Raw genomic sequence first — 26,182 nt, 5'->3', positions numbered from 1 at the left:
CCCGTGCCGGGGAGGATGGGTTCACCCCAAGGCCGCGAACTTCTCTTCCGCCTCGCGGTCGAGCTGCGCGCGGCTCTTCTTCTCGGCGGCGGTCTTCAACTGGCCGCAGGCCGCGTCGATGTCGCGCCCACGCGGGGTGCGGACAGGCGCGGAGATGCCGCCCTCGAACACGATGTCGGAGAAGCGGCGGATGCGCTCCGGCGTCGAGCATTCGTAATCGGCACCGGGCCAGGGGTTGAACGGGATCAGGTTCACCTTGGCGGGCAGGTCGTAATGGCGCAGCAGCCGGACCAGCTCATGCGCATCGGCGTCCGAGTCGTTCTTGTCCTTCAGCATCACATATTCGAACGTGATGCGCCGGGCGTTGTTCGCACCGGGATAGTCGGCGCACGCCTGCAACAGCTCCTCGATGCCGTATTTCTTGTTCAGCGGCACCAGTTCGTCGCGCACGTCCTTGGTGACGGCATGGAGCGACACGGCCAGGTTCACGCCGATCTCCGCGCCCGCGCGCGCCATCATCGGCACGACGCCGCTGGTCGACAGGGTAATGCGACGCTTGGACAGCGCCAGGCCATCGCCGTCCATCACCAGCTTCAGCGCATCGCGCACCGCATCGAAATTATAGAGCGGCTCGCCCATGCCCATCATGACGATGTTGGTCAGCATCCGGCCTTCCGGCTGGCTGGGCCATTCGCCGAGCGAGTCGCGCGCCAGCATCACCTGCCCGACAATCTCGCCCGCGGTCAGGTTGCGCACCAGCCGCATCGTGCCGGTGTGGCAGAAACGGCAGTTCAGCGTACAGCCGACCTGGCTCGATACGCACAAGGTGCCCCGATCGGCGTCGGGGATGAACACCATCTCGTAATCCTGCCCATCGGGCGAACGGAGCAGCCATTTGCGCGTGCCGTCGCTCGACACCTGCGCCTCGACCACCTCGGGACGGCCGATAACGAAACGCTCCTCCAGCCAGGGATGCTGCGCCTTGGCGATGTCGGTCATGTCGGCGAACCGCGTCGCGCCGCGATTGTAGAGCCAATGCCAGATCTGCTTCGAGCGCAGCTTGGCCTGTTTCAGCTCCATGCCGGCGGACAGCAACGCCTCGCGTAACTGTTCCTTGGTCAGGCCGATCAGGTCGACACGACCATCGGGGCGCGGCTGCACGCCACGCGGCACGGGCACGGGATCGATGTGCCCGGGGATGGGCATGGGGGCGGCCAAAACTGTCTGCATCGCGCGGCCATAGCGTAAAATCGCGGCGATTTCCATCCTCCCCTGCAAGGGGAGGTGGCAGCGCGTAGCGCTGACGGAGGGGGCGTGCCACATAGGACGTCCTGTGCCGCATGCCCCCTCCACCATGCTGCGCATGGTCCCCCTCCCCGTACCGGGGAGGATTGGAGTTCACCCCACACACGCCAGCGTCGCCGCATCGATGGCGGCGGCCGCGCCGGCCAGTGCATAGGTGTCGGCGAAGGGGCGGCGGCGCGGGTCGACGGCGGAGACGCTCATGCTGCGGCCCGATCGCATCGCCATGACCAGCGCATGGTCGGTGGCGCCATCGGGGGCCCAGACGTCGCGGTCGGTGCCGACCAGCGGAAAACGGCGCTCGCCGATCGCCAGCGTCACCGGCGCGGCGCGGTCGCGCGCGGCGCTGAGGTGCAGGTGGAAGGACGCGCGCAGTCGCCGGGCGGGCCAGGTGGCGACGGTGGCGAACCCGCCGGGGCGGCCATTGGCAAGCACGGGCTGGGCGATCGCATAGCAGCGGTCGGGATCGCGAAACGCGCCCCAGCCCTTGTAGACGCCGATCGTCTGCCGCGCGGCGAGCGGCGTCGCCAGCAACGCGATCCCCAGCAACAACGCCGCCCGCCCGCTCACGTCGCCGCCGCACCCATGCCGCGATGGATCAACGACTCGGCGCCGTCCGCGATCATGACGATCGACCCCTGCGGCAGGCGCTCGGCCACCGGCACGCCGCAATGGGGATCGTCGGGCAGGCCGAGCATCAGCCCGCGCAGCACCCGGCTGGACAGGCCATGCATCACGATCAGCCGGTCGCCGTCATGATCGTGGGTGTCGGACAACCAAGCCGCCAGCCGCGCCGCCATCGCCGGATAGATCTCGCCATCGGGCGCACCGACCGCCATGCCGTGCGGATGGACCACCGGGCCGTGGCGCGCGGCCAACTCGGTCAGCGTCTCGCCGCCCCAGCTGCCAAAGCCCAGCTCGATCAGCCGCACATCCTGCCGCGTGGCATGCCAGTCGAGGTGCAGATGCTCGGCGATCACCGCCAGCGTCTGGAGCGCGCGGCCGGTGGGCGAGGACCAGAGCGTCAGCGCGGGCGACTCGCCCATCCGGGCGGACAGCGCTTCGCCGATCGCCTCAGCCTGTGCGAAACCCCGCCGGGTCAGGGGTGTGTGGAGATCAACCCGGTCGCCCTGGATGCGTCCGATCCGGTTGAACACCGTCTCGCCATGCCGGGCGATGAAGTCGCGCCCGCGTCGCGGGGGCAGGGCGGTGGCGGTCGACATGGTTCGCTCCCTGTCGCGGCTGTTGCGCAGATGCAACGCTTTTTCCTGTTTAGCTGAGGTTCATGCAACGCAGGCCGTTCCGCGCCATTTAAGCCCCCGACCGCCATTGTAACGGCGGCCTGTACAGTAACGGAGTAGTTTATGCGTAAGCTCATGCTCGCCACCCTGGCGACCTCGGCCGTCCTCGCCGCCGCCGCGCCGGCTGCCGCCCAGACGACCACGGGCCAGCCCTTCACCGGTTTCCGCGTCGAGGGTTTGATCGGCTATGACAGCCTGAACGATCGTCAGGGTCAGGACAGCAGCTCGAGCGACGGCGTGCTTTATGGCGCCGGCATCGGCTATGACATCCCCGCCGGCCCGGTGATCCTGGGCGCCGAGGGTGAAATCTCGGGCAGCAGCTCGGACACGCGCAGCAACGGCATCCGCGTGCCCGGCGACGAATTCCGCCTGGGCGCGGGGCGTGACCTCTATGCCGGCGCGCGTGTCGGCTATGCGATCTCGCCCGTCGCACTCGGCTATGTGAAGGCCGGCTACACCAACGCCAAGTTCGATGCGCGCTACACCACGGCGGGCGTCACCACCGTCAATTCGCAGGAAGTCGGCGGCTATCGCCTGGGCGCCGGTCTCGAATATGCGATCAGCCCCAACACCTTCGTGAAGGGCGAATATCGCTACTCGCATTATGACGAGCTGGACGGCGTCGGCATCAACCCGAACCGCCACCAGTTGATGGCCGGTCTGGGCCTGCGCTTCTGACGACAGGCGGTTTTCCACATTAACGGTGGTTTTACCCCAATGTTGGAGGGGTCGGAGCCTTGCTCCGGCCCCTTCTTCGCGGGTAGGAACCAAGGCCATTTATCACTATCGGAATCGGACCATGCGGTCGTTCCGGCGGGGGATTTCGAGATGAAGGCGACGATCGAACGCGCAACGCTGCTCAAGGGATTGAGCCATGTCCAGTCGGTGGTGGAGCGGCGGAACACGATTCCGATCCTCTCCAACGTGCTGCTGGAGGCAACGGCCGAGGGCCAGCTGCGCATGATGGCGACCGACCTCGACCTCCAGATCAACGACAGCGTGATGGCGGCGGTCGACCAGCCGGGCTCGACCACCGTGTCGGCGCATACGCTGTTCGACATCGCGCGTAAGCTGCCCGAGGGCGCGCAGGTCCAGCTGACCGCCGCCGAGGGGCGCATGACCATCGTGGCGGGCCGCGCGCGCTTCTCGCTCGGCACGCTGCCGCGCGACGACTTCCCGGTCATCGCCGAGGGTGAGCTGCCGACCCAGTTCGAGCTGTCGGTCGAGCTGCTCAAGCAGATCATCGACAAGACGCGCTTCGCCATTTCGACCGAAGAGACGCGTTATTATCTCAATGGTATCTTCCTGCACGTCGCCGAGGATAATGGCGCGCCCGTGCTGAAGGCCGCCGCGACCGACGGCCACCGTCTGGCGCGCGTCACCATCGAGCGTCCGCAGGGTGCCGAGGGCATGCCCGACGTGATCGTCCCGCGGAAGTGCGTCGCCGAGCTGCGCAAGCTGCTCGACGAGGTCGACGGCTCGGTCGGCGTGTCGCTGTCGGGCACCAAGATCCGTTTCGACCTGGGCCAGGCGATCCTGACCTCCAAGCTGATCGACGGCACCTTCCCCGATTACAGCCGCGTCATCCCGACCGCGAACGACAAGATCCTGAAGCTCGACCCCAAGGCGTTCATGCAGGGCGTCGACCGCGTGTCGACCATCGCGACGGAGAAGACCCGCGCGGTGAAGATGGCGCTGGACCGCGACCGGATCACCCTGTCGGTGACCAGCCCCGAGAACGGCACCGCATCGGAAGAGGTACCGGGCGAATATACGTCGCCGGGCTTCGAGATCGGCTTCAACAGCCGCTATCTGCTCGACATCCTGGCGCAGATCGACAGCGACCTGGTCGAAGTCCACCTGGCCGACGCCGCCGCGCCGACGCTGATCCGCGAGAACGACAAGTCGCCCGCGCTCTACGTGCTGATGCCGATGCGGGTATAAAACCTTTCTATTCCTCCCCTGTAAGGGGAGGGGGACCATCGCGCAGCGATGGTGGAGGGGTGTCGCGGCCGGCGATGAATAGTCTCGCTGGCGGTGACACCCCTCCGTCAGGCCTTCGGCCTGCCACCTCCCCTTGCAGGGGAGGATGTATTGGGGGCTCATACCCTATAAGGCGGACCCGATGCTCACCCGCCTTGTCCTCACCGATTTCCGCAATCACGCCGACCTCGCGCTGACCCCGGCGGCGGGGTTCGTCGTGCTGACCGGCGAGAATGGCGCAGGGAAAACCAACGTGCTGGAAGCGGTGTCGCTGCTCGCCCCCGGCCGGGGGCTGCGGCGCGCGGGCCTGTCGGCGATGGCGCGGCAGGGGGGCAAGGGCGGGTTCGGGGTCGCGGCGACGATCGTCGGCGATGTCGAGATCGCGACCGGTGCGCTGCCGTCCGCACCGGAGCGCCGCGTGGTGCGGGTGCAGGGGGCGGCGGCGAGCGCCAATGCGCTGGCGGACTGGCTGTCGGTGCTGTGGCTGACTCCGGCGATGGATCGGCTGTTCGTCGAGCCCGCGTCCGAGCGGCGGCGGTTTCTCGACCGGCTGGTGCTGGCGCTGGCCCCCGCGCATGGGATGCACGCCACCCGCTATGACGCGGCGATGCGCGAGCGCAACCGGCTGCTCGCCAGCGACGGTCCGGTCGATCCCGACTGGCTGAGCGCGCTGGAGGCCCGCATGGTCGAGCATGGCGCGGCGGTCGATGCCGCGCGCGTCACGGCGGTGGCGGCGCTGGACCAGCGGTTAGAGGAGGTGCCCGACAGCGTGTTCGCGCGCGCCGCGCTGGCGCTGGAGGGGGAGGCGGTCGATCCTGCCGGGTTCGCGCATGCGCTGGCGATGGGGCGCAGGCGGGATGCGGCGGCGGGGCGGACTTTGGTGGGGCCGCACCGGGCCGACCTTTCGGTGACGCATGTCGCCAAGGGGCAGGCGGCGGCGCTGTGTTCGACCGGCGAGCAAAAGGCGCTGCTGCTGGGCATCGTGCTGGCGCATGCCGATCTGGTGACCGAGCGGCGCGGGGTGCCGCCGGTGCTGCTGCTCGATGAGGTGGCAGCGCATCTCGACCCGTCGCGCCGCGCTGCGCTGTTCGAGCGGCTAGCGGGGCGGGGGCAGGTGTGGATGACCGGGACCGAGCCTGGGTTGTTTACGGACGTACCGGGGGAGGCGACGCGGGTGGCGTTTTAGGATCGGCGACTGGGGGCTCTGTGAGACCCCGTGCCCTCCCCCATCCCCTCCCGCCTGCGGGAGGGGCGTGCTTTGGTTCGACGTTGGGAATCCACCTCAAGAGCGTGCCGAACATCGCCCAGTAACGCACCCCTCCCGCAAGCGGGAGGGGATGGGGGAGGGCAGGGTGTCTCACCGAGACCATCACCTCACCGACACACCCGCATCGCCACCAAGTCCAGCGCCCGGCCGTAGCTCGTCGCCTCCCCCGCGCTCAGGAAACCCTGTTTCGCCACAAACCCATCGGCATCGCGTCGCACCCGCTCGACGCTCTGCCACAGCTTTTGCGCCTCGGCCTGCGACAGGCGACGCGCCTTGCGGGCATTGCTGATGTCGGCTTGCAGGATATTGGCGCGCATCGCGATATGCGCCTGCCGCGTGTCGCGGATCGTGCCGCCGGTCGGCGCGCGCAGGCGGCGCTGCTGGGCCAGGTCGCAGCTGGGATAGTCGCGCCGCATCGACTGGGCCGAGACGGGCAGCGCGACCATGGTCGCCAACAGCGTCGCCAGAAATGGAGTCTTGCCGGTCATCACGGGTCGTCCTGTGGGATATGCAAGGGATGCTACGCATCGATCGGCTTGGCGGCTCCCGACGGGGCCGTGAAATCCGCGTCGGCGGGGCGGCTTGCGACAGGGCGCGAAAGGGTTCCAGCCCCTCCCATTTCGCTTTCTTTGGGGGGCGGTAATTCCTATATACTCGCTATGGCAGATACCCCCCAGACGAACGAATATGGCGCCTCCTCGATCAAGGTGCTGAAGGGCCTCGACGCGGTGCGCAAGCGGCCGGGCATGTATATCGGCGACACCGACGACGGTTCGGGCCTCCACCACATGGTGTTCGAGGTGTCGGACAACGCAATCGACGAAGCGCTGGCGGGGCATTGCGACCGCATCGACATCCAGCTGAACGCCGATGGCTCGGTCAGCGTCACCGATAACGGACGCGGCATCCCGACCGGCATCCACCCCGAAGAGGGCGTGTCGGCGGCCGAGGTCATCATGACCCAGCTCCATGCGGGCGGCAAGTTCGAGAACACCAGCGACGACAATGCCTATAAGGTCTCCGGCGGCCTGCACGGCGTCGGCGTGTCGGTGGTGAATGCGCTGTCCGAGTTCCTGGACCTGACCATCTGGCGCGACGGCGAGGAGCATTACATGCGCTTCGCCCATGGCGATGCGGTCGCGCCGCTCAAGGTCGTCGGCAAGGCCGAGCCGGGGCAGAAGGGCACCCGCGTGACCTTCCTGCCGTCGCCCGCGACGTTCAAGATCACCGAGTTCGATTTCGCCAAGCTCGAGCATCGCTATCGCGAACTGGCGTTCCTGAACTCTGGCGTGCGGCTGTTCCTGACCGATGCGCGGCATGACGAGCCGAAGACGATAGAGCTCTATTATGAGGGCGGGATCGCCGCCTTCGTGAAGTGGCTCGACCGCTCCAAGTCGCCGCTCTTCCCCGAACCCATCGCCATCCATGGCCAGCGCGATGCGATCGGCATGGACGTCGCGCTGGAGTGGAACGACAGCTATTACGAGAACGTCCTGGCGTTCACCAACAACATCCCGCAGCGTGACGGCGGCACCCATATCGCGGCGTTCCGCGCGGCGCTGACCCGCACGCTCAACAATTATGCCGACAAGTCGGGCCTCCTGAAGAAGGAAAAGGTCACCCTGACCGGCGACGACATGCGCGAAGGGCTGACCGCGATCGTCTCGGTCAAGCTGCCCGATCCGAAGTTTTCGAGCCAGACCAAGGACAAGCTGGTGTCCTCCGAGGTGCGTCAGCCGCTGGAATCGCTGATCGCCGACAAGCTGGCCGACTGGCTGGAAGAAAATCCGCAGAACGCGCGCGCCATCATCGCCAAGGTGATCGATGCCGCGGCCGCTCGCGAGGCCGCCAAGCGCGCCCGCGAGCTGACCCGGCGCAAGGGCGTGATGGACATCGCCTCGCTGCCCGGCAAGCTGGCCGATTGCCAGGAGCGCGATCCCGCCAAGTCCGAACTCTTCCTGGTCGAGGGTGACTCGGCCGGTGGGTCGGCCAAGCAGGGGCGCAACCGCCATTTTCAGGCGATCCTGCCCTTGCGCGGCAAGATCCTGAACACCGAGCGAGCGCGGTTCGACCGCATGATCTCGTCCAAGGAAATCGGTACGCTCATCCAGGCGATGGGCACCGGCATCGGCCGCGACGATTTCAACGCGGACAAGCTGCGTTACCACAAGATCGTCATCATGACTGACGCAGACGTCGACGGCGCGCATATCCGCACGCTGCTGCTGACCTTCTTCTATCGCCAGATGCCCGAGCTGATCGAGCGCGGGCACCTCTATATCGCCCAGCCGCCGCTTTATAAGGCGACCAAGGGGCGGTCGGAGGTGTACCTCAAGGACGACACCGCGCTCGACGAATATCTGGTCGAGGCGGGCGTCTCGACCATGGTGCTGGAAGGGGCTGGCGGTGCGCGCTCTGGTAACGATCTGAAGGCGTTGGTCGATCATGCGCGGCGGATGCGGACGCTGATGCGGTACGTGCCGCGCCGCTATGACGCCTCGATCATCGAAGTGTTGGCACTGGCGGGCGCGCTCGATCCGGTGCTGACCCGCGAGCAGCGCATGGCGACGGTGGTGGAAACCACGCGCCGTCTGGAGTCGGGTGATTACGAGGCGCGCTGGTCGGCGCGTCTTACGGAAGATGGCGGCGTCCATTTCGAGCGGCTGTGGCGCGGCGTAACCGATCACCACATCGTCGAGGCCAGCTTCATCGCCTCGGCCGAGGCGCGCAAGCTGCACGCGCTGGCCGCCGAACAGGCCGAGAGCTTCGCGCACGCCGCCAAGCTGGTGCCGCTGCGCAACGCCGCGCCCGAGCCGTCGGCCGATGTCGTGCCGACCGATGAGGACGGCAACGCCACGACGCTGGCGCGCGGCGAAACCCGCGTGGCGCGGCCGAGCCAGCTGCTGGAGGCGATCCTGACCTCGGGCCGCAAGGGGCTGGCGATCCAGCGCTACAAGGGTCTGGGCGAGATGAATGCCGAGCAGCTGTGGGAAACCACGCTCGACCCGGCGGTCCGCTCGATGCTGCGCGTGACCTCGGACGATGTCGCCGCGGCGGACGAGGTGTTCAGCCGGTTGATGGGCGAAGTGGTCGAGCCGCGCCGCGAGTTCATCCAGGACAATGCGCTGAACGTGGCGAATTTGGACGTGTAAAACCCCGCCCTGTTCGGGCTGAGCGAGCGGGAAATCCGGGCTGGTTCGGATATTCCCACCCTCCGTTCAGCCTGAGCGAGGTCGAAGGCCACGGGATTCCCTTGGGCTTCGACTACGCTCAGCCTGAACGGGGGTTGGGGATGATGGCATCGGTATCAAGCAGGAGAGAGCAGGCATGAAGGCGATCGCACTGGGACTGATGCTGGCGGCGGGCGCGACCGTCGCGGTGGCGCAGCAAAAGCCTGCCGCTCTGGCCAAGGTCCCCGCCACCATCACCACCGCGCTGGCCGACCCGGCGCGGGCTGAGCAGGCGGGCGACGACGCGCGGCGCCAGGCCGCCGCCGTGCTCGCCTTTTCGGGCGTGAAGCCCGGCGACACGGTGATCGATTACCTGCCCGGCAAGGGCTATTGGACGCGCATCTTCTCGGGCATCGTCGGGCCGAAGGGGCATGTCTATGCCTATTGGCCCGCCGCCGGGCAGAAATATGCCGAGAAGTCGCTGCCCGTGATCCAGGGCTGGAACCTGCCCAACGCGACCGCGCAGGTGCAGGCGGTGAACCTGCCCGCCTCGGACAAGCCGGTCGACCTGTTCTGGACCGTCCAGAACTATCACGACGTCGCCAACAATGCGGGCGAACCCGCGCTGCGCGCGTTCGACCAGGCGGTGTTCAAGCTGCTGAAGTCGGGTGGCACCTATGTCGTCATCGACCATGCCGATACGGCGGGCCGGGGGTTGGCCAACACCAACACGACGCACCGGATCGATCCCGACTATGTGAAGCGGCAGGTCCAGTCGGTGGGCTTCCGCTTCGTCGGCGAAAGCCGGGTGCTGCGCAATCCGGCGGACGATCACTCGAAGAATGTGTTCGATCCCGCCATTCGTGGGCAGACCGATCAGTTCGTCTACAAGTTTCGTAAGCCCTGATTCTAAAGCCACTTTCCCGGCAGGGAGTTCAAGGTCGGTCATGCCCCCGGCATGACCTAAACGATGCGGGGCATCGTTTACCTGGAAATCGGTTGGGGAGGGGCTAGAGCAGGATGACGTCAGTTTGACCCAATCCGTCATTGCGAGCGTCGCGAAGCAATCCAGTGTCCGGGCAGACGCTCTGGATTGCTTCGCGACGCTCGCAATGACGAAGCCATCTCATGTCATCTTTCTTTAGGCCACAGGCATGGTCTCCGTGAGACACGTTGCCCTCCCCCATCCCCTCCCGCCTGCGGGAGGGGAGCGGCAAGAGGTGAGCGGTGGGCTTTCCTTCGACTTCGCTCAGGCCGAACGGAGCGAGGGAGCGGGGCTTCCACAACAACCGTTCAGCCTGAGCGAAGTCGAAGGCCAAGCCCCGCCCGCCACCGAAAAGCCTAAACCGGCACCCGCATCACCGCGCGCACGCCCGTATGCGCCGGGTCATATTCCACCACCGTCTGCAGGCTCTGCGCCATCGCGCGGATCAGTTTGGCGCCCAGCCCGGTGCCTTGCGGCTTCTGGTCCGCCGCCATGCCGCAGCCATCGTCCTCGACCGCCAGCAGGCAATGCCCGTCGCCCTGCGCCACCGAAATGCGCACCTCGCCCGCCGCGCCCGGATAGGCGTATTTGCAGGCGTTGGTGACCAGCTCGGTGACGATCACCCCGATCGACACCGCGCGGTCGGTCTTCACCCGGATCGGCTCGGCGGTCAGGGTCAGCGTGCGGGGGAGGGCGTCGCTCGACCAGCTTTCGCCGAGTTCCTCGACCAGCGCGCCCAGATAGTCGCGCAGATCGACCTGCTCGACATCGTTGGCGGTATAAAGCCGGCGGTGCACCTGCGCGATCGCGCGGATTCGCCGCTGCGTATCCTCCAGCGCCTCGCGCGCGTGCGCGTCGGTCATCACGCCCTTTTGCAGGCCGATCATCGCCGAGACGAGTTGCAACGAGTTGGCGACGCGGTGATTGACCTCGCTCAACATCGCCTCCAGCCGGGCGTTGGAGGCGCGCAGTTCGGCCTCGGCCTCCGCCTTGGCGCGCTCCAGTCGGGTACGGTCGAGCACCTGTTCGAAGCTGGCGGCGAGCAGGTCGAAGAAATCCTCGCCGACCGCCTTCACCACATAATCGGCGGCACCGGCCTTCAGCGCGGCGACGGCGATGCGGCCCTCGTCCGATCCGCTGACATAGACCACGGGCGGCGGCGCGGGGAGCGCGTTGATCGCGCTCAGCGTCTCCAGCCCGTCCAAGCCCGGCATATAATGATCGACCGCGACCAGATCGAAGCCGCCTTCGCCGGCCAGCGCTATCCCCTCGGCCCCCGAGGCCGCCCCCGTCACCGTCCAGCCCCGCCGCGCCAGCGCGCGCGTCACCAGCCGGCGCAGCGCGTCGTCATCGTCGATATAGAGGATGCGCGCACCCTCCGTCGCGGCCGGGGCGGGAAGCGGGGTCAGCCCTCGACTTCCGGAACCTGGATCACCGACAGGAACAGGCCCAGCTGGCGGATCGCCTGGGCGAAATTCTCATAGTTCACCGGCTTGGTGATATAGACGTTGCAGCCCAGGTCGTAGCAGCGCTGGATTTCCACCTTGTCGTCGGTGGTCGTCAGTACGACGACGGGCGCGCGCTTCAGGGGGCTGCCCTCTTTCTTGATCCGCGCCAGGATGTCGGTGCCGCTCATATCGGGCAGGTTCAGGTCGAGCAGGACCATCGCCGGGCCGCTCTTGGCCGGGCCGTCTGGCGCGTGGAACAGATAGTCGAGCGCGGTCGTGCCATCGGTGAAGTGACGGATGTCGTTCAGAATCCCGGCGCGGCGGATATTCTTCTCGATCAGGCGGGCATGGCCCTCGTCATCCTCGATCATGACGATGCCAACGGAGCGATGGTCGTTCATTCAGGCACTTTCGATGGAAAGGGATGGGGGTAGCGAAAGGAAGAAGGTCGCGCCTTCACCCAGTTGGGATTCGACCGAAATCGTACCGCCCAGGCGATAGGCGAGCGCGCGGACATGGGCGAGGCCGATGCCCTCGCCCGGCTGGTCCTGTTGGCCCGAGCGGCGGAACAGGTCGAAGATGCGCTGATGGTCGCGCGGGTCGATGCCCCGGCCATTGTCGCGCACCGCGACGATCACCCGGCCGCGCGTTTCCTCGGCAGAGATATGCACCTCGGCGGCGCGGGTCGGGTGGCGGTATTTGGTCGCATTCTCGATCAGGTTCGAAAGGATCTGCTCCAGCGCGATCCGGTCGCTGACGATGACCGGCATCGGCCGTTCGATCGTGACCGTGACGCCGCGATCGTCGATGACGTGGCGGATCGCATCGGTGATCTGTTCGGCCAACTGGTCGAGCGCGATCATCTCGGGCGCCAGCACCCGGCGGCCCTCGCGGCTGAGCTTCAGGATGGCGTTGATCAGCCGGTCCATCTTGGCGGTCGAGGTGCGGATGAAACCGATCGCCTCGGGCAAATCCTCGCGTGCGGCCAGCCGCGCCTCTTCGGTCACGATCTGCGGCGCCTCCGCCTCGGCGCGGTCGATCAGCTCGGCCAGTGGCTGTGCGGCCGCCGACAGCTCGGCGGTGAAGCCCATGACGTTGACCAGCGGCGAGCGGAGATCGTGGCTGACGATATAGGCGAAACGCTGAATCTCCTCGTTCGCCAGCGCCAGATCGGCGGTGCGTTCGGTCACCTGCTCCTCCAGCGTCGCGTTCAGCGTCGACAGCGCGTCGCGCGACTCGCCCAGTTCGCGGGTATAGCGCCGGACCGTCAGGAACGAGATCAGCGTGACCAGCACCAGCAGCAGGCCGGCGACCACCACCACGACCGAGAACATCCGCCGGTTGGCGCTCTGTTCGGCATCGCGCAGGTTCAGCAGCCGCCGCTCCTCATGCGCCATGGTCTGAAAGGTCTCGCGCAGCCGCCGTACGCGCTCCAGGCCGCTATCGCCGCGGAACCGGCGCAGCGCCTCGGCCCCGCGACCCTGGTCGACGAGGCTGTTGGTCATCCGCTGCACCGCGTCGAGCGCGGCCAGGCGGCGCAGCACCTCGGCCATTGGCGCGCGCTGGTTGGGATTGTCGGCGGTCAGCGCGCGGAGTTCGGCAACGCGCGGGGCAAGCGCCGCCGATGCCTGGTCAAAGCTGTCGAGGAAGGGCCGCGTGCCCGCGAGCATATAGCCGCGCCGTGCGGTCTCCTTCTGCTCGACCAGCCGGCGCACCTCGGTCAGCACGCTTTCGACGCGATAGGTGTGGATGACCCAGTCGGTATGCCGGTTGCCCTGCTGAAGGGCATAGCCGGCGGTGGCGGCCGCGATCAGCAGCGCCAGGAAGCCCGTCACCATCGCGGCGATCAGGATGCGGCCGATCGGGCTCTCGGCGGATGGCGTGGTGCTGGACCCCTGCATGACGCCATGCCTTATCGAAGGAGCGGGGGCGGCGCCAGAGCCGTTACGTCCCTGTTACAGCAACAATTCCTGCGCGCTGGGGCGGCCGACATGGCCGCCGCCCTGCCGCCGCGCCATCTCGGTCTCGGCGGTGAAGCGGACATCGGGATCGCGGTCGCTGAGGAAGCCGATCAGCGACTCCTCGTCGATCTCGCGCCAGTCCTTGCCGCGATCGGGGCCGTAGCGGACGCGCGGCAACAGGCCGGGGCTGCGCGACCATTCGAGCAATTGCGCAACGCTCGCCTCGTTCAGCTGATCGCGCAGGTGGTGCGCGGTGACATAGGCGTCGGGAAAGGCGCGGTGGATGGGCAGACCGCGCTCATGCACCAGCCCATCGGGCTTGCGCCAGTACCGTAGCACCTGGTTGGAAAAGCTGGGGCTGTCGGGCCACAGGCGCAGCGCGCATTTCCAGGTGCAGATCCAGTCGGCCGACTGGGTCATAGCGGGGGTGCAATATTGCTGCTCGAAATCGGCGCGGTGCGCGGCCAGCGCGATACGGCGCGGCCAGGGATCGAGCACGCGGCGCGCGACATCATGCCACCACGGCGCATCGGCGACCTGCTCGTCGAGGATATGGTGGATCGCCTGGGTGATCGGCGGGATGGGGCGGCCCGGATTGACCAGGATGCTGCCGCCTTCGCCCTCCAGCTCCCAGCGGCCGTCCTTGCCCAGCGCGACGTCCTGCCAGCCGATCTCGCACACGCCGTGGGTGGGCGGGGCCTGTCCGGTCGTCTCCAAATCGATGACGCGGATAATCTGGGGCTGGGGACGCTGCATCGCCCCTATGTGGGCGTTTGGGGCCCGAAAAGCGAGGGCCTTATCCCCGCGCTATCCCATCAGGGCGCGGTCGCGTAAGCCCCGCCAGACATGCAGCGCCTGCACCGTTTCCGCCACGTCGTGCACGCGGATCAACTGGACCCCCGCCTCCGCGCCCTTGATCGCCAGCGCCAGCGACCCGCCAAGCCGGGCGTCGACGGGCGCTTCGTTCGACAGCGCGCCGATCATCCGCTTGCGGCTGGCCCCCAGCATGATCGGGCAGCCCAGTCCGTGGAAGATCGCCAGGCTGTTGACCAGCGCCAGATTGTCGGCGAGCGATTTGCCGAAGCCGATGCCGGGATCGACCATGATCCGCGACCGGTCGACGCCCGCCGCCACGACCGCCGCGATGCGCGCCTCCAGCCAGTCGAACACCTCGGTGACGACATCGCCATACCCGACCCGGCCATGCCCGCCCTTTTCGGGATCGGGCGAGTGCATCAGGATGACGGGGCAGCCCGCCTTGGCCACCACCTCCAGCGCGCGGTCGTCCCACAGCAGCGCGGCGACATCGTTGACGATGCCCGCGCCGGCGGCGAGCGCGGCTTCCATCACGGCGGCCTTGCGCGTGTCGATCGACACCAGCGCGCCACCGCGTGCCAGCCGCTCGATGACGGGGGCGGTGCGGGCGATCTCGTCGCCTTCCCAGACGGGGGCGGCGCCGGGGCGGGTGGACTCGCCGCCCAGATCGATGACGGCCGCGCCCAGCGCCGCCATCGCCATGCCGCTATCGGCGGCGGCGGCCGGATCGCCGACATGCTTGCCGCCATCGGAGAAGCTGTCCGGCGTGACGTTCAGGATCGCAGCGACCTGCGGCTGGTCGAAGCGCAGCGTGCGCGGCCCCATGACCCAGGGGCTGCGGGGGGTGGTGAAGGCGGCATGGAGCGCCTCGGCGCGGGGGGAGCCGCCCAGTTCCTGCGCGAACCGTGCGACGGGTACGATGCGGCGATTGGGGCCTTCGCGGACCTCATAGGCGACGAACCACTGCATTCCGCCCGCCAGACGCAGGGCGCTGCCGTCTTCCAGACCGACCGGGGTGTCGACGAATTGGACGGGGCGCAGGTGCATCGTGATAATCCAAAATCCTCCCCTTACAGGGGAGGAATAGGGTCAGGGCTGCGTCGCGAGCAGCCAGGTCTGGCGCATTGCGTCGATCGGTTTCAGCGCGCCCTCCAGCTCATAATGCCAGAAGGTCCAGCCATTGCAGGTCGGCCGGTTCTGGAGCAGCGAACCCAGTCGGTGGATCGACCCCGCCTGCCCGCATTCGGACAATAGCGACCCATCCGCGCGCACCGTCGCGCGCCATTTGCGCTTGGCATCCATCAACGGCATGCCGGGCATGAGGTAGCCGTTCTCGACCAGCGTCCCGAACGCCACCTTGGGCTGCGCCTTGGGGCTCTGCATCGTCGCCAGCGCGCTTTCGTCCAAGGGCAGGGCGGCCTCGATCCGTTCGATCGCGGCGGCGCAATAGGTCGGCTCGCGCTCGATCCCGATCCAGCGACGGCCGAGCCGCTTGGCGACCGCGCCGGTGGTGCCGGTGCCGAAAAAGGGGTCGGCGATCACATCGCCCGGCCGGGTGCAAGCGAGCAGGATGCGATAGAGCAACGCTTCGGGCTTCTGGGTCGGATGGACCTTATGCCCGTCCTTCTTCAGCCGTTCCTGACCGCCGCAGATCGGGAATTCCCAGTCCGAGCGCATCTGGATTTCGTCATTCAGCGTCTTCATCGAACGATAGTTGAAGGTGTATTTCGCCTTCTCGCCCTTCGACGCCCAGATGAGCGTCTCGTGCGCGTTGGTGAAGCGGGTGCCCTTGAAATTGGGCATGGGGTTGGACTTGCGCCAGATGATGTCGTTCAAGATCCAGAAGCCCAGATCCTGCACCGCGGTCCCCACGCGGAAGATGTTGTGATAGCTGCCGATCACCCAGAGCGAGCCATTGTCCTTGAGCACGCGGTAGCATTCGGCCAGCCAGGCACGGGTGAAGGCGTCATAGGCGGCGAAAGTGTCGAACTTGTCCCAGGCGTCGGTGACGGCGTCGACATGGCTGCCATCGGGGCGGAACAGCTCGCCGCCGAGCTGAAGGTTATAGGGCGGGTCGGCGAACACCATGTCGACCGACTTGTCGGGCAGCGAGCGGAGTGCGGCGATACAGTCGCCCATCAGGATCTGGTCGAGCGGCAGGGCATCCTCGCGCTCCGCCGAGACCGGCCGTGCCGCGATCGGCCTTCCCACCGTCTGGATGACCCCCATCGTCTGCGTTCCTTCTGCCCTCAGCCCCTCGCATCCACCCGGAACGAGTCATACGTCAAGAGGCGATTCGCGTTCGCGACTCGCGCGATTCCGCCAGATTCGACGACGTGTTGCGATTTCGTGGCAGATATGGGGGCTGTGGATAACTTCGCCCCCAAGGGAGTGGGGTGTGGCGGTTGCGACTCAATCCATCGCTAAATCCTCCCCACCATCAGATGGGGAGGGGGACCGCGCCCGCAGGGCGTGGTGGAGGGGCGTGGCCGGTTCGTCTGGCCCCTCCACCATCGCAAACGCGATGGTCCCCCTCCCCAAGCATAGCTTGGGGAGGAATAAGCGATCAAAGGTCCAGATAACATTGCGCCACGGGCGCGAAGCTGCGGCGGTGGAGCGGCGTGGGGCCATGTTCGCGAAGCGCCGCCAGATGTGTGGCCGAGCCATAGCCCTTGTTGCTCTGCCAGCCATAAGCGGGCCATGTCTCGGCGGCGGCGATCATCATCTCGTCGCGGACATGCTTGGCGACGATCGAGGCCGCGCCGATCGCCAGCGACTTGGCATCGCCGCCCACGATCGCGGTGGCGGTGTAGCCCCATTTGGGAAGCTTATTGCCGTCGACCAGCACATGCGCCGGGTGGCATCCCAGCGTCTCGACCACCGCGTCGACCGCCAGCGTCATCGCCTTCATCGTCGCCCAATAGATGTTGAGCCGGTCGATCTCCTCGGGCTCGACCACGCCGATTCCGACGATCGCACAGGCGCGGATTTCGGCACACAGGCGCGCGCGGGTCTTCTCGGTCAGCTTCTTGGAATCGTTGATGCCGGCGGGGCAGTCCCGCTCGGGCAGGATGACGGCGGCCGCGACCACCGGCCCCGCCAGCGGCCCGCGCCCCGCTTCGTCCACGCCGCACAGGGGGGCGGGAAAACTGTGATCGACCATGGCGGCGCTCTATCGCGGAGGAACTGCGATTGGAAGGCGCCCATTCCTCCCCTTGCAGGGGAGGATGAGGATTACCCCCAGCGCGCCGCGAACGCCGCCGCGTCCCATCCCTCGCGGCTGAGCGCGGCGAGCAGGTGGTAGAAGGGCACCATGCCCAGCCCGTGCCCCATCGGCCCATGCCCCGCACCAAGCCCCGGCGCGGCGGCGAGCGCGGCCTGGACGAAGGCGATGGCGCGGTCGACCGCATCGGCCAGCGGCAGCCCCTGACCCAGCCCGGTCGCGATCGCGCTGGCCAGCGTACAGCCGGTGCCGTGGGTGGACGTCGTCTCCAATCGGGGATGCTGCCAGCGTTGTTCGCCGCCCGGCTCGACCAGCCGGTCCTCGATCACCGGCCCCTCGCCATGCCCGCCCTTGACCAGCAGCGCGCGCGTCTGATGCCGCACCACCGCCTCGCCGCCCAGCGCCGCCAGTTCGGGCAGATTGGGGGTGGTCAGCGCGGCGAGGCCCAGGAAACGGCGGAAGGCGGCGATGACATCCGCATCGGCCAGCACCGATCCGCTGGTCGCGATCATGACGGGATCGAACACGACCGGCAACTCCAGCGTCTCCAGCCGGTCGGCGAGTGCATGCGCGGTCTCGGCCGATCCGATCATCCCGATCTTGACTGCGTCGGCGCCGATGTCGCTCAGCACGCTGTCGATCTGCGCCATGACCATGTCGGTGGGAACCGCGTGCACCGCCTGCACCCCCAACGTGTTCTGCGCGGTGATCGCGGTGATCGCGGTCATCGGATGGCCGCCCAGCATCGCCACCGTCTTGATGTCCGCCTGAATGCCTGCACCCCCACCGGAATCGGAGCCGGCAACGATCAGAATGCGGGGCGGGGGAGCGGACGTCATAATTTTTGTCATGCCCGGCAAGCCTCTGCGCGGCAAGGGCGGCACGGGGGTGCGGCCACCGCGACGACAGCGCCCTTGGCGCGACAAAGGCCGATGTTTGAACGGTTTGGGCGGCTATCGGATCGATGGCAAGTCCAAGGCGGTTCGTGACGTTTGATGTCCGGCACGCGTCCGGCTCTTTCCTCGACGCCCCCCGGCCCTATTTCGGCGGCGCATCCAACCGGATGGTTCGGCGTTGCTGCGCCCTGAGACCTATGGTGTGGCCGCTTGAGGGAGACCTGTTTTGATCGTCGATGCCGTACCCCGGACCCGTGTCATCATCGCCGAGGTGTGGCGTCCGCTGCTGGCGCTGTTCATCTGGGACGTGGTGGTCACCGTCGCTTACTATGTCCTGCCGTTCAAGGCGCCGTCGCTGCCGCTGACTTTGTTCGGTACGGCGCTGGCGCTGTTCCTGGGGTTCCGCACCAACTCGGCCTATCAGCGCTGGTGGGAGGGGCGGCAGCTCTGGGGCCTGATGATCAACGCCTCGCGCAACATCGCCCGCAGTGCGCGTAACTTCCTGCCCGAGCCGGAAGGGCATGACCTGAAACGCTCGATCGTGCTGCGCCAGATCGCCTATGTGAACGCGCTGCGCTGCCAGCTGCGCAAGCAGCCGGTCGATGGCGAGGTGCTGCGCTTCCTGTCGCGCGGCGAGGCCGAACCGGCGCTCGAACGCACCAACACCGCCAACGGCCTGCTCGACGGCACCGGCCGCCGCATCGCCGATGCGCAGCGCAAGGGCTGGATCGACACCATCCAGCAGACGCAGATGGAAGCGGTGCTGGTCGACATCGCCAATTCGCAAGGCGGCATGGAGCGGCTGAAGAACACGCCGCTGCCCAACCAGTATCGCTTCATCCCGGCCTTCTTCACGCGGCTGTTCTGCGTATTGCTGCCGATCGGCCTGGTCGAGACGCTGGGCTTCGCCACCCCGGTCGGTTCGTCGATCGCGGGCCTGATGTTCCTTGCCGCGCTGCAGATCGGTGACGATCTGGTCGATCCGTTCAGCGATACGGTCCACGACCTGCCGCTGAGCGCGATGTGCCGGACGATCGAGATCGATCTGCTCCAGGCGATCGGCGACCCTGCGCCCGAGCCGATGAAGCCCGTCGACGGGGTGTTGTGGTAAAGTTTCTGAAAATCCTCCTCTGCAAGGGGAGGGTGACCAGCGAAGCTGGTGGAGGGGTGTCACCCTCTCGATAGCGGGACACCCCTCCGTCAGGGCTTCGCCCTGCCACCTCCCCTTACAGGGGAGGAATTGCCACTCACGCCGCGTTGTCGATGCCGAGTTCGCCCAGCTTGCGGTAGAGCGTCGACCGGCCGATCCCCAGCCGGCGCGCGACCTCGGTCATGCGACCGCGATAATGGCCGATCGCCAGGCGGATGACATCGGCCTCGATATCCTCCAGCGGACGCAGATTGCCGTCGGGGCGGAACAGGTTGATCCCGCCATTGTGCAGCGCGCTCTGTGCGCCCGATGCGGTGGCGGGCCGGTCGCCGAGCGAGGCGATCTGCGGAAAGTCGGCGGGCGTCAGGGCATCGCCCTCGCACAGCACGGCGGCGCGGAAGAGCGCGTTCTGCAACTGACGGACATTGCCCGGCCAGTCGTAACGGCGCAGCAGGTCGAGCGCCTCGTCGGTGATGTCGAGCGCGAACAGGCCCGGCTGCTGCGCGATTCGGTCGAGCAGATGGCGGGTCAGCGCGGGAATGTCGTCCGCCCGGTCGCGCAGCGGCGGGATGGCGACATGGACGACGTTGAGCTTGTAATAGAGGTCCTCGCGGAACCGCCCGGCCTCGACCGCCTCCAGCAACCGGCCATCGGCGGCGGCGATCACCCGCACATCGACCTCGCGGGCATGGCGCGCACCCAGCGGCACGATCGCGCCCGTCTGGAGCATGTCGAGCAGCCGCCCCTGGGTTTCGAGCGGCATGCCGGCGATCTCGTCGAGGAACAGGCTCGACCCGTCCGCCTCGACGATCTTGCCTACCCGGCGTTCGAACGCGCCGGCAAAGGCGCCTTCCTCATGGCCGAACAGGATGCTGTCGAGCATGTTGGCAGGCGTGGCGGCGCAGTTGACGCGCACCATCTCACGCTGCGCACGCGGGCTGGCGACATGGATCGCCTCGGCGAGCGATTCCTTGCCGACCCCGCCTTCGCCCTCGATCAGGACGGCGACGCGCGCGCGCGCTGCCTTGGCCGCGACGCCCAGCGCCGCGCGGAATTCGGGCGCGTCGCCGACGATCTCGTCAAAGGCGAGGAGCGCGGGAATCTTCTCGGTCAGCGGGCGCAGCTCGCCGCTGGTCTGGCCCGCGACGCACGCCTCCAGCGCGGCGAGCAGCCGTTCGGGGGCCAGCGGCTTGACCAGGAAGTCGGTCGCGCCGGCGCGCATCGCCGCCACCGCCTGCGCCACCGAATCGTTCGCGGTCAGCATCAGGATGGGCAGTTCCGGGCGCAGGCCATGACATTCGGCGATCAGCGCGGTGGCGTCCGCACCGGGGGCCCAGTGATCGATCAGCACCGCGTCCAGCTCGCGCCCCTGCGCCGATCCCATGATCGAGGCGGCCATGTCGGCATCGGTCGCGAACAGGGTACGCCAGCCGCCTCGCTGCGCCAGCGCGGCGATCAGCCGGCGCTGGGCAGGTTCATCGTCAATCAGCAGCAGCAAACGTTGGCCGTTGCGCGTCATAACCAGTCCTGTAACCCCTGTTGGCCGCTCTATAGCGCAATTTCGTTAAAATCCGCGTTAATTCGGGACAGTTTTCGTTGTCCGCGCGGCCGAGTCAATTTCTCTCGTCTTTCCAATCATGGGCAGGGATGCAGGGTTCGGCGTTTCGGCCCTTTCGGGGTTGATCCCCTCACGCGGGCGCATACACTCGCGGCCAAGGCGAACGGGGCGATCAACGTCCCGACGCGATATCGGAGGTGAGGGACCATGGCCGCCAACGACACCGGCACGGGCGACATCAAGAGCAATGTCGCGACCTATGACCTGATGATCGCCTTGCTCAAATGGGGCGCGGTCGCGGCCGCCATCCTGGTTGCGATCGTCATCTGGCTGATCGCCTGATGCCCCCCGGCATCGCGGTCCTGCTCGAAAGCGCCGAGGCCGAACGTCGCGTCGCCGCCACGCCGGAGACGGTGCGCAAGCTGATCGCGCTGGGTGCGCGCGTGGCGGTCGAGCGCGGGGCGGGGGAGCGGGCCGGGATCGCGGACGGCGATTACGAACAGGCGGGCGCGACCGTCGCCGATCGCGCGGGCGTATTGGCGGGGGCGGACATCGTGCTGGCGGTGCAGGCGCCCGAACCGGCGACGCTGGCGGGCATGGCGCCGGGGGGCTGGGTGGTCGCGGCCTTCGATCCCGTTCGACGGCGCGAGACGGTGGCCGGCTATGCCGCCGCCGGGCTGGAGGCGCTGGCGATGGACTGGATGCCGCGCATCACCCGCGCCCAGTCGATGGACATATTGTCGTCGCAGTCGAACCTGGCCGGCTACAAGGCGGTGCTGGAGGCGGCGAGCGCCTATGGCCGTGCCTTTCCGATGATGATGACGGCGGCGGGGACGATCCCTGCCGCGCGCGCCTTCGTGATGGGGGTGGGCGTCGCCGGGCTGCAGGCGATCGCGACCGCGCGGCGGCTGGGGGCGCAGGTGTCGGCCACCGATGTCCGCTCGGCCACGCGCGACCAGATCCAGTCGCTGGGCGCCAAGCCGATCTTCGTCGAGGGCGTGGCGGGGATCGAGGGCGAGGGCACGGGCGGCTATGCCGGCGAGACGAGCGAGGAATATCGCCGGGCGCAAGCCGAGCTGGTCGCCGGGCATATCGCCAAGCAGGATATCGTCATCACCACCGCGCTGATCCCCGGCCGCCCCGCCCCGCGCCTCGTCACCGATGCGCAGATCGCGACGATGCGCCCCGGCAGCGTGATCGTCGATCTGGCGGTCGAGGCGGGCGGCAATGTCGAGGGCGCGGTCGCGGGCGAGGTGGTGCGGCGGCACGGCGTGACGATCGTCGGCCACCGCAACATGCCCAGCCTGCTCGCCGCCGACGCCTCCGCGCTGTTCGCGCGCAACCTGTACAATTTCCTCGCGGCCTTCTGGGACAAGGATGCCGGCCGGCCGGTGCTCGATGCCGAGATCGGCGACGCGATCCGCCTGACGAAAGACGGGCAGGTGGTGAATCCGAGGTTGTCGCAATGATCCTCCCCGGAACGGGGAGGGGGACCGGCGAAGCCGGTGGAGGGGGCGTGCGGCACATGCCTCGGCCCGAAGTGACGCTGGCGCGCAAACTGCGACGGACGATGACGCTGCCCGAAGTGCTACTTTGGCAGCAACTCCGGGGCTCGCGGGGAGGCATGCGATTTCGGCGACAGCACCCAGTCGGATGCTATGTCGCTGATTTCTTTTGCGCGAGCGCGCGCCTGATCGTCGAGGTCGACGGCGCTATTCACGGCGTCGAAACGCGCCCGGTTCTTGACACCACGCGCGACCAATTCATGAACGACAACGGGTACAGGGTCATGCGGATCGGAGCCGCCGACATCCTGCGCGACGTTGAGGCGGTGGCCGCCTCGATCGTCTCGCTGGCGGCGGCCCCCCTCCACCACTCGCCTGCGACGAGCGGTCCCCCTCCCCGTGCCGGGGAGGAATAGCATGGACTTCATATCGATCCTGTCGATCTTCGTGCTGGCGTGTTTCGTCGGCTATTATGTCGTCTGGTCGGTGACGCCGGCGCTGCACACGCCGTTGATGGCGGTGACCAACGCCATCTCCTCGGTCATCATCGTCGGTGCGCTGATCGCGTCCGCCGCCACCTCGGGATCGACGGGATCGGACGTGGCCAAGTGGCTGGGGCTGGCGGCGGTGGTGCTGGCCAGCATCAACATCTTCGGCGGCTTTGCGGTGACGCAGCGCATGCTCGCCATGTACCGCAAGAAGGAGAAGCGCTCGTGATCGCACCCGTGCCGCCCGCGCCGCTCGTCCCTGCGGTCGAGGCCGTTGCCGCCAACCCCTGGGTGTCGCTTGCCTATCTGGTGGCGGGGGTGTGCTTCATCCTGGCGCTGCGCGGGCTGTCCAGCCCGACGACCAGCCAGCGGGGCAATCGCTTCGGCATGATCGGGATGGCGATCGCGGTCGTGACGACGTTGGTGACGCATGTGCCGATTACTGGCGGCATCATGTCTATTGGTGATGAGCAAATACTAACTACAGCCACCGATTGGTTCGCAGTCTTCGAAATCCTCGCCGCGATCGGTCTCGGCGCGGCGATCGGCATCACCACCGCCCGCCGCATCGCGATGACCGCGATGCCGCAACTGGTCGCCGCCTTCCACTCCCTCGTCGGTCTCGCCGCCGTCGCGGTCGCCTGTGCGGCCTTCCTGAACCCGATCGCCTTCGACATCGCCGACATGGTGGTGCCGATGATCGGACAGCCCTTTGCCAGCATCCATGTCGTCAGCCGGGTGGAGATGGCGCTGGGCGTGGCGATCGGCGCGATCACCTTTTCCGGCTCGGTCATCGCCTTCCTGAAGCTCAACGGCAATATGGGGGGCAAGCCGATCCTGCTGCCCGGCCGCCATGCGCTGAACCTCGGCATCCTCGGCGCGATCGTCATCCTGGTGGCGATGTTCACGCGCGATCAGGCGCCCTGGATTTTCTGGACGATCACGATCCTGTCCTTCGCCATTGGCTTCCTGCTGATCGTGCCGATCGGCGGGGCGGACATGCCGGTCGTGGTGTCGATGCTGAACAGCTATTCGGGCTGGGCCGCCGCCGCGATGGGCTTCACGCTCCACAACAGCGCGATGATCATCACCGGCGCGCTGGTCGGCAGTTCGGGCGCGATCCTGTCCTACATCATGTGCCGCGCGATGAACCGCAGCTTCATCAGCGTGATCGCGGGCGGCTTCGGCGCGAGCGATGCCGGGGCGGCCGGTGGCGGCGCGGCAGTCGATCGGCCGTGGAAGCGCGGCAGTGCCGAGGACGCGGCCTTCCTGATGAGCCAGGCCGAGCAGGTCGTGATCGTCCCCGGATACGGCATGGCGGTGGCGCAGGCGCAGCATGTCCTGCGCGAAATGGGCGACCTCCTCAAGAAGGAAGGCGTGCGCGTCAAATACGCCATCCACCCGGTCGCCGGCCGCATGCCCGGCCATATGAACGTGCTGTTGGCCGAGGCGAACGTGCCCTATGACGAGGTGTTCGAGCTGGAGGACATCAACGCCGAGTTCGCGCAGACCGACGTCGCCTTTGTCATCGGCGCGAACGACGTGACCAACCCGGCGGCTAAGACCGATCGCTCCTCGCCCATCTACGGTATGCCGGTGCTCGACGTCGAAAAGGCCAAGACGGTGTTGTTCATCAAGCGCTCGATGGGCGGCGTCGGCTATGCCGGGGTCGATAACGAGCTATTTTATCGCGACAACACCATGATGCTGCTGGCGGACGCCAAGAAGATGGTCGAAGAGATCGTCAAGGCGCTCGGCTGAGCACCTGATTCGAGCGGACGTCGACTCCCGGACGTCCGCATGGGTCGCAAGGCGAGGGCGGCGGGCGCGGGGCCTGGCGTTGCCCGTGCCGTGCGACCGCGGATGACGAAGCGCGCCGGCATGCGCGCGGGGCGGGGGAGCGACTGTGGACCAGCATGATCCTTATGGCGACGGATTCGCGGTCGTCCTGATCAGCGCCCCGGCGCTGGCGGGGGCGGCGGCGCAGGCGGTGCGGCAGGCCGGCGGGCGGGTGATGCGCAGCATCGACTGGCCGGGCGTGGCCGAGGAGATCGGGCGGCAGGCGGGGCGGCCGCTGCTGCTGATCGACACGCATGGCGCGCCGGCGGCGGCGATGGAGGTCGCGCTGGCGCGGATCGACGCAGTGGCGACCGCGCTCGACCTGTCGGTGGTCGTCAGCCTGCCCGTGGAGGACATCGATCTGGTCGCGGCGATGCTGCTCGGCCCGCGCGTCGCCATGCTGTGCGACGCCAGCGAGCTGGAATTTGTCGCCGCGCTGGCGGTGGCGGGCGCGACCAACAGCGGCGCGACGATGCTGCACAGCCATGTCCATGAAGGCGAATCGGAACGCCTGCGCCAGCTGAATGCCGAAGTGGCGCGGATCGCCGAGGTGCTCGCGCGGCTGTCGACCCATGGCGACGACGACCGGCGCGGCGGCGGGGTCAGCGACCGGCATCAGAGCTTTCACGCCGCGACCGCCCGCGTCCAGCCGGGCGATGCCGAGCTGATCCGCCGTATGATCCGTGCGCGGCGGCTGCGCGACGGCTTTTTCGGATCGGGGCTGTTCGAGGAACCGGCCTGGGACATGCTGCTCGATCTCTACGCCGCGCATCTGGAGGGGACGCGGGTATCGGTGTCGAGCCTGTGCATCGCCGCCGCCGTCGCGCCGACGACCGCGCTGCGCTGGATCGGCAAGATGACCGAGGCGGGGCTGTTCGCGCGGCAACCCGATCCCGTCGATCGCCGGCGCGCGTTCATGGTGCTGACCGAACGCGCGCTGGAGGGGATGCGCGCCTATCTGGCGGCGATGCGGCGGCTGGGGACGCTGTAGGCCGGATCGACTTTCAGCCGCTTCACCTCTCCTGTGAGGGGGACCCTGCGAAGGATGGTGAAGGGGCGTTCCCGGTTGCGGATGCGGTCCAGTCTCTCAGGCCGGGACATGCCTCCGTCAGGTTTCTAGAGCAGGATGACACGAAGTGAACCCACCCCTCCCCTTCAGGGGAGGGGCCGGGGGTGGGGCGCTTCCACAAGCGGGCAGTGTGGGGCGAGGGGGGCCCCCCCCCCCCCCCCCCCCCCCCCGGCGCGCCCGGGGTGGAGGAAGGGGAGAGGAGCCGCCCCCCCCCCCCCCCG

At 67.7% G+C, this 26,182-nt stretch carries 25 protein-coding genes; 12 read left to right on the top strand and 13 right to left on the bottom strand.

Annotated elements, in window-relative coordinates; genetic code table 11:
• Nucleotides 1-21: 21 nt before the first annotated feature.
• The 3 genes from rlmN to GGR48_RS14265 form a co-directional block, all read right to left on the bottom strand.
• The gene (gene rlmN / locus GGR48_RS14275; protein ID WP_240456109.1) at nt 22-1,230 is read right to left on the bottom strand and encodes a dual-specificity RNA methyltransferase RlmN; all 1,209 of its coding nucleotides are present in this window, start codon (nt 1,228-1,230) and stop codon (nt 22-24) included.
• A gap of 168 nt (nt 1,231-1,398) precedes the next feature.
• Complete coding sequence (locus GGR48_RS14270; RefSeq protein WP_183952515.1) at nt 1,399-1,872, bottom strand: invasion associated locus B family protein; 474 nt, start codon at nt 1,870-1,872, stop codon at nt 1,399-1,401.
• Complete coding sequence (locus GGR48_RS14265) at nt 1,869-2,525, bottom strand: histidine phosphatase family protein (protein WP_183952514.1); 657 nt, start codon at nt 2,523-2,525, stop codon at nt 1,869-1,871. Before GGR48_RS14265 ends, GGR48_RS14270 begins: the two co-directional genes overlap by 4 nt.
• Before the next feature lie 141 nt (nt 2,526-2,666).
• Here GGR48_RS14265 and GGR48_RS14260 point away from each other — a divergent pair, with 141 nt between their 5' ends.
• The 3 genes from GGR48_RS14260 to recF all read left to right on the top strand — a co-directional run bounded on the left by GGR48_RS14260 (nt 2,667) and on the right by recF (nt 5,772).
• Entirely contained in the window at nt 2,667-3,281 is a 615-nt protein-coding gene (locus GGR48_RS14260; protein WP_240456108.1) for an outer membrane protein, read from the top strand.
• A 150-nt stretch (nt 3,282-3,431) separates the two neighbouring features.
• Complete coding sequence (dnaN, locus tag GGR48_RS14255) at nt 3,432-4,547, top strand: DNA polymerase III subunit beta (RefSeq protein WP_183952513.1); 1,116 nt, start codon at nt 3,432-3,434, stop codon at nt 4,545-4,547.
• A gap of 181 nt (nt 4,548-4,728) precedes the next feature.
• Nucleotides 4,729-5,772: a DNA replication/repair protein RecF gene (gene recF / locus GGR48_RS14250; protein WP_183952512.1), complete on the top strand. Its 1,044-nt coding sequence runs from the start codon at nt 4,729-4,731 to the stop codon at nt 5,770-5,772.
• 188 nt (nt 5,773-5,960) lie between these two features.
• On the opposite strand, the gene GGR48_RS14245 is transcribed toward recF, so the two are convergent.
• Complete coding sequence (locus GGR48_RS14245) at nt 5,961-6,341, bottom strand: hypothetical protein (RefSeq protein ID WP_183952511.1); 381 nt, start codon at nt 6,339-6,341, stop codon at nt 5,961-5,963.
• 171 nt (nt 6,342-6,512) lie between these two features.
• Between GGR48_RS14245 and gyrB the strand changes: the two genes are divergently transcribed.
• Nucleotides 6,513-9,005: a DNA topoisomerase (ATP-hydrolyzing) subunit B gene (gene gyrB / locus GGR48_RS14240; protein ID WP_183952510.1), complete on the top strand. Its 2,493-nt coding sequence runs from the start codon at nt 6,513-6,515 to the stop codon at nt 9,003-9,005.
• A 175-nt stretch (nt 9,006-9,180) separates the two neighbouring features.
• A complete protein-coding gene (locus tag GGR48_RS14235) occupies nt 9,181-9,930 on the top strand; it encodes a class I SAM-dependent methyltransferase (protein WP_183952509.1) in 750 nt (249 codons plus the stop codon).
• A 434-nt stretch (nt 9,931-10,364) separates the two neighbouring features.
• Here GGR48_RS14235 and GGR48_RS14230 read toward each other — a convergent pair whose 3' ends face one another.
• The 8 genes from GGR48_RS14230 to thiD all read right to left on the bottom strand — a co-directional run bounded on the left by GGR48_RS14230 (nt 10,365) and on the right by thiD (nt 18,295).
• Nucleotides 10,365-11,417, bottom strand: coding sequence for a sensor histidine kinase (locus GGR48_RS14230; RefSeq protein WP_183952571.1), 1,053 nt, complete (start codon nt 11,415-11,417; stop codon nt 10,365-10,367).
• Complete coding sequence (locus GGR48_RS14225; RefSeq protein ID WP_183952508.1) at nt 11,414-11,857, bottom strand: response regulator; 444 nt, start codon at nt 11,855-11,857, stop codon at nt 11,414-11,416. Before GGR48_RS14225 ends, GGR48_RS14230 begins: the two co-directional genes overlap by 4 nt.
• On the bottom strand, nt 11,858-13,357 hold the full coding sequence (locus tag GGR48_RS14220) for a sensor histidine kinase (RefSeq protein ID WP_183952507.1): 1,500 nt from the start codon (nt 13,355-13,357) through the stop codon (nt 11,858-11,860).
• A gap of 54 nt (nt 13,358-13,411) precedes the next feature.
• On the bottom strand, nt 13,412-14,173 hold the full coding sequence (locus GGR48_RS14215; protein WP_183952506.1) for an exonuclease domain-containing protein: 762 nt from the start codon (nt 14,171-14,173) through the stop codon (nt 13,412-13,414).
• Nucleotides 14,174-14,224: 51 nt separating this feature from the next.
• Complete coding sequence (gene folP, locus GGR48_RS14210; protein WP_183952505.1) at nt 14,225-15,280, bottom strand: dihydropteroate synthase; 1,056 nt, start codon at nt 15,278-15,280, stop codon at nt 14,225-14,227.
• A 42-nt stretch (nt 15,281-15,322) separates the two neighbouring features.
• A complete protein-coding gene (locus GGR48_RS14205) occupies nt 15,323-16,462 on the bottom strand; it encodes a site-specific DNA-methyltransferase (protein ID WP_276208019.1) in 1,140 nt (379 codons plus the stop codon).
• A gap of 337 nt (nt 16,463-16,799) precedes the next feature.
• Nucleotides 16,800-17,396, bottom strand: a complete 597-nt coding sequence (locus GGR48_RS14200) for a ribonuclease HII (RefSeq protein ID WP_183952504.1) — start codon at nt 17,394-17,396, stop codon at nt 16,800-16,802.
• Between the two features lie 71 nt (nt 17,397-17,467).
• Nucleotides 17,468-18,295, bottom strand: coding sequence for a bifunctional hydroxymethylpyrimidine kinase/phosphomethylpyrimidine kinase (gene thiD / locus GGR48_RS14195; RefSeq protein WP_240456107.1), 828 nt, complete (start codon nt 18,293-18,295; stop codon nt 17,468-17,470).
• A 283-nt stretch (nt 18,296-18,578) separates the two neighbouring features.
• On the opposite strand from thiD, the gene GGR48_RS14190 reads away from it, so the two are divergent.
• Nucleotides 18,579-19,463 (top strand): bestrophin family protein, encoded by an 885-nt coding sequence (locus GGR48_RS14190; protein WP_183952502.1) that lies wholly within the window; start codon nt 18,579-18,581, stop codon nt 19,461-19,463.
• Between the two features lie 136 nt (nt 19,464-19,599).
• Here the strand turns inward: GGR48_RS14190 and GGR48_RS14185 are convergent, their stop codons facing one another.
• Nucleotides 19,600-21,021, bottom strand: a complete 1,422-nt coding sequence (locus GGR48_RS14185; protein ID WP_183952501.1) for a sigma-54-dependent transcriptional regulator — start codon at nt 21,019-21,021, stop codon at nt 19,600-19,602.
• Nucleotides 21,022-21,267: 246 nt separating this feature from the next.
• Between GGR48_RS14185 and GGR48_RS14180 the strand changes: the two genes are divergently transcribed.
• The 6 genes from GGR48_RS14180 (at nt 21,268) to GGR48_RS18410 (ending at nt 25,883) form a co-directional block, all read left to right on the top strand.
• On the top strand, nt 21,268-21,402 hold the full coding sequence (locus tag GGR48_RS14180) for an aa3-type cytochrome c oxidase subunit IV (protein WP_221211521.1): 135 nt from the start codon (nt 21,268-21,270) through the stop codon (nt 21,400-21,402).
• On the top strand, nt 21,402-22,529 hold the full coding sequence (locus GGR48_RS14175; RefSeq protein ID WP_183952500.1) for an NAD(P) transhydrogenase subunit alpha: 1,128 nt from the start codon (nt 21,402-21,404) through the stop codon (nt 22,527-22,529). The genes GGR48_RS14180 and GGR48_RS14175 overlap by 1 nt, the downstream gene beginning before the upstream one ends.
• Nucleotides 22,526-22,981 (top strand): endonuclease domain-containing protein, encoded by a 456-nt coding sequence (locus tag GGR48_RS14170; protein WP_338110524.1) that lies wholly within the window; start codon nt 22,526-22,528, stop codon nt 22,979-22,981. The genes GGR48_RS14175 and GGR48_RS14170 overlap by 4 nt, the downstream gene beginning before the upstream one ends.
• A gap of 1 nt (nt 22,982) precedes the next feature.
• Entirely contained in the window at nt 22,983-23,282 is a 300-nt protein-coding gene (locus GGR48_RS14165) for a proton-translocating transhydrogenase family protein (RefSeq protein WP_183952498.1), read from the top strand.
• Nucleotides 23,279-24,814 (top strand): NAD(P)(+) transhydrogenase (Re/Si-specific) subunit beta, encoded by a 1,536-nt coding sequence (locus GGR48_RS14160; protein ID WP_420854069.1) that lies wholly within the window; start codon nt 23,279-23,281, stop codon nt 24,812-24,814. The genes GGR48_RS14165 and GGR48_RS14160 overlap by 4 nt, the downstream gene beginning before the upstream one ends.
• Nucleotides 24,815-24,959: 145 nt before the next feature.
• Nucleotides 24,960-25,883, top strand: coding sequence for a winged helix DNA-binding protein (locus GGR48_RS18410; protein WP_183952497.1), 924 nt, complete (start codon nt 24,960-24,962; stop codon nt 25,881-25,883).
• Nucleotides 25,884-26,182: the final 299 nt, after the last annotated feature.

This window comes from Sphingomonas pseudosanguinis, from assembly GCF_014196255.1.
Classification (GTDB): Bacteria; Pseudomonadota; Alphaproteobacteria; order Sphingomonadales; family Sphingomonadaceae; genus Sphingomonas; species Sphingomonas pseudosanguinis.
Note: the sequence above shows the minus strand (reverse complement) of the source record. Positions and strands in the feature narration are given on the sequence as shown.

Bases quoted from the DNA above. Each gene is read 5' to 3' on its own strand.
- GGR48_RS14165 (WP_183952498.1), top strand. From the start codon at position 22,983: ATGGACTTCATATCGATCCTGTCGATCTTCGTGCTGGCGTGTTTCGTC.
- GGR48_RS14265 (WP_183952514.1), bottom strand. From the start codon at position 2,525: ATGTCGACCGCCACCGCCCTGCCCCCGCGACGCGGGCGCGACTTCATC.
- GGR48_RS14175 (WP_183952500.1), top strand. From the start codon at position 21,402: ATGCCCCCCGGCATCGCGGTCCTGCTCGAAAGCGCCGAGGCCGAACGT.
- GGR48_RS14215 (WP_183952506.1), bottom strand. From the start codon at position 14,173: ATGCAGCGTCCCCAGCCCCAGATTATCCGCGTCATCGATTTGGAGACG.
- GGR48_RS14235 (WP_183952509.1), top strand. From the start codon at position 9,181: ATGAAGGCGATCGCACTGGGACTGATGCTGGCGGCGGGCGCGACCGTC.
- GGR48_RS14220 (WP_183952507.1), bottom strand. From the start codon at position 13,357: ATGCAGGGGTCCAGCACCACGCCATCCGCCGAGAGCCCGATCGGCCGC.
- GGR48_RS14245 (WP_183952511.1), bottom strand. From the start codon at position 6,341: ATGACCGGCAAGACTCCATTTCTGGCGACGCTGTTGGCGACCATGGTC.
- GGR48_RS14260 (WP_240456108.1), top strand. From the start codon at position 2,667: ATGCGTAAGCTCATGCTCGCCACCCTGGCGACCTCGGCCGTCCTCGCC.
- recF (WP_183952512.1), top strand. From the start codon at position 4,729: ATGCTCACCCGCCTTGTCCTCACCGATTTCCGCAATCACGCCGACCTC.
- GGR48_RS14205 (WP_276208019.1), bottom strand. From the start codon at position 16,462: ATGGGGGTCATCCAGACGGTGGGAAGGCCGATCGCGGCACGGCCGGTC.
- rlmN (WP_240456109.1), bottom strand. From the start codon at position 1,230: ATGCAGACAGTTTTGGCCGCCCCCATGCCCATCCCCGGGCACATCGAT.
- GGR48_RS14225 (WP_183952508.1), bottom strand. From the start codon at position 11,857: ATGAACGACCATCGCTCCGTTGGCATCGTCATGATCGAGGATGACGAG.
- gyrB (WP_183952510.1), top strand. From the start codon at position 6,513: ATGGCAGATACCCCCCAGACGAACGAATATGGCGCCTCCTCGATCAAG.
- GGR48_RS14185 (WP_183952501.1), bottom strand. From the start codon at position 21,021: ATGACGCGCAACGGCCAACGTTTGCTGCTGCTGATTGACGATGAACCT.
- folP (WP_183952505.1), bottom strand. From the start codon at position 15,280: ATGCACCTGCGCCCCGTCCAATTCGTCGACACCCCGGTCGGTCTGGAA.
- GGR48_RS14200 (WP_183952504.1), bottom strand. From the start codon at position 17,396: ATGGTCGATCACAGTTTTCCCGCCCCCCTGTGCGGCGTGGACGAAGCG.
- GGR48_RS14180 (WP_221211521.1), top strand. From the start codon at position 21,268: ATGGCCGCCAACGACACCGGCACGGGCGACATCAAGAGCAATGTCGCG.
- thiD (WP_240456107.1), bottom strand. From the start codon at position 18,295: ATGACGTCCGCTCCCCCGCCCCGCATTCTGATCGTTGCCGGCTCCGAT.
- dnaN (WP_183952513.1), top strand. From the start codon at position 3,432: ATGAAGGCGACGATCGAACGCGCAACGCTGCTCAAGGGATTGAGCCAT.
- GGR48_RS14170 (WP_338110524.1), top strand. From the start codon at position 22,526: ATGATCCTCCCCGGAACGGGGAGGGGGACCGGCGAAGCCGGTGGAGGG.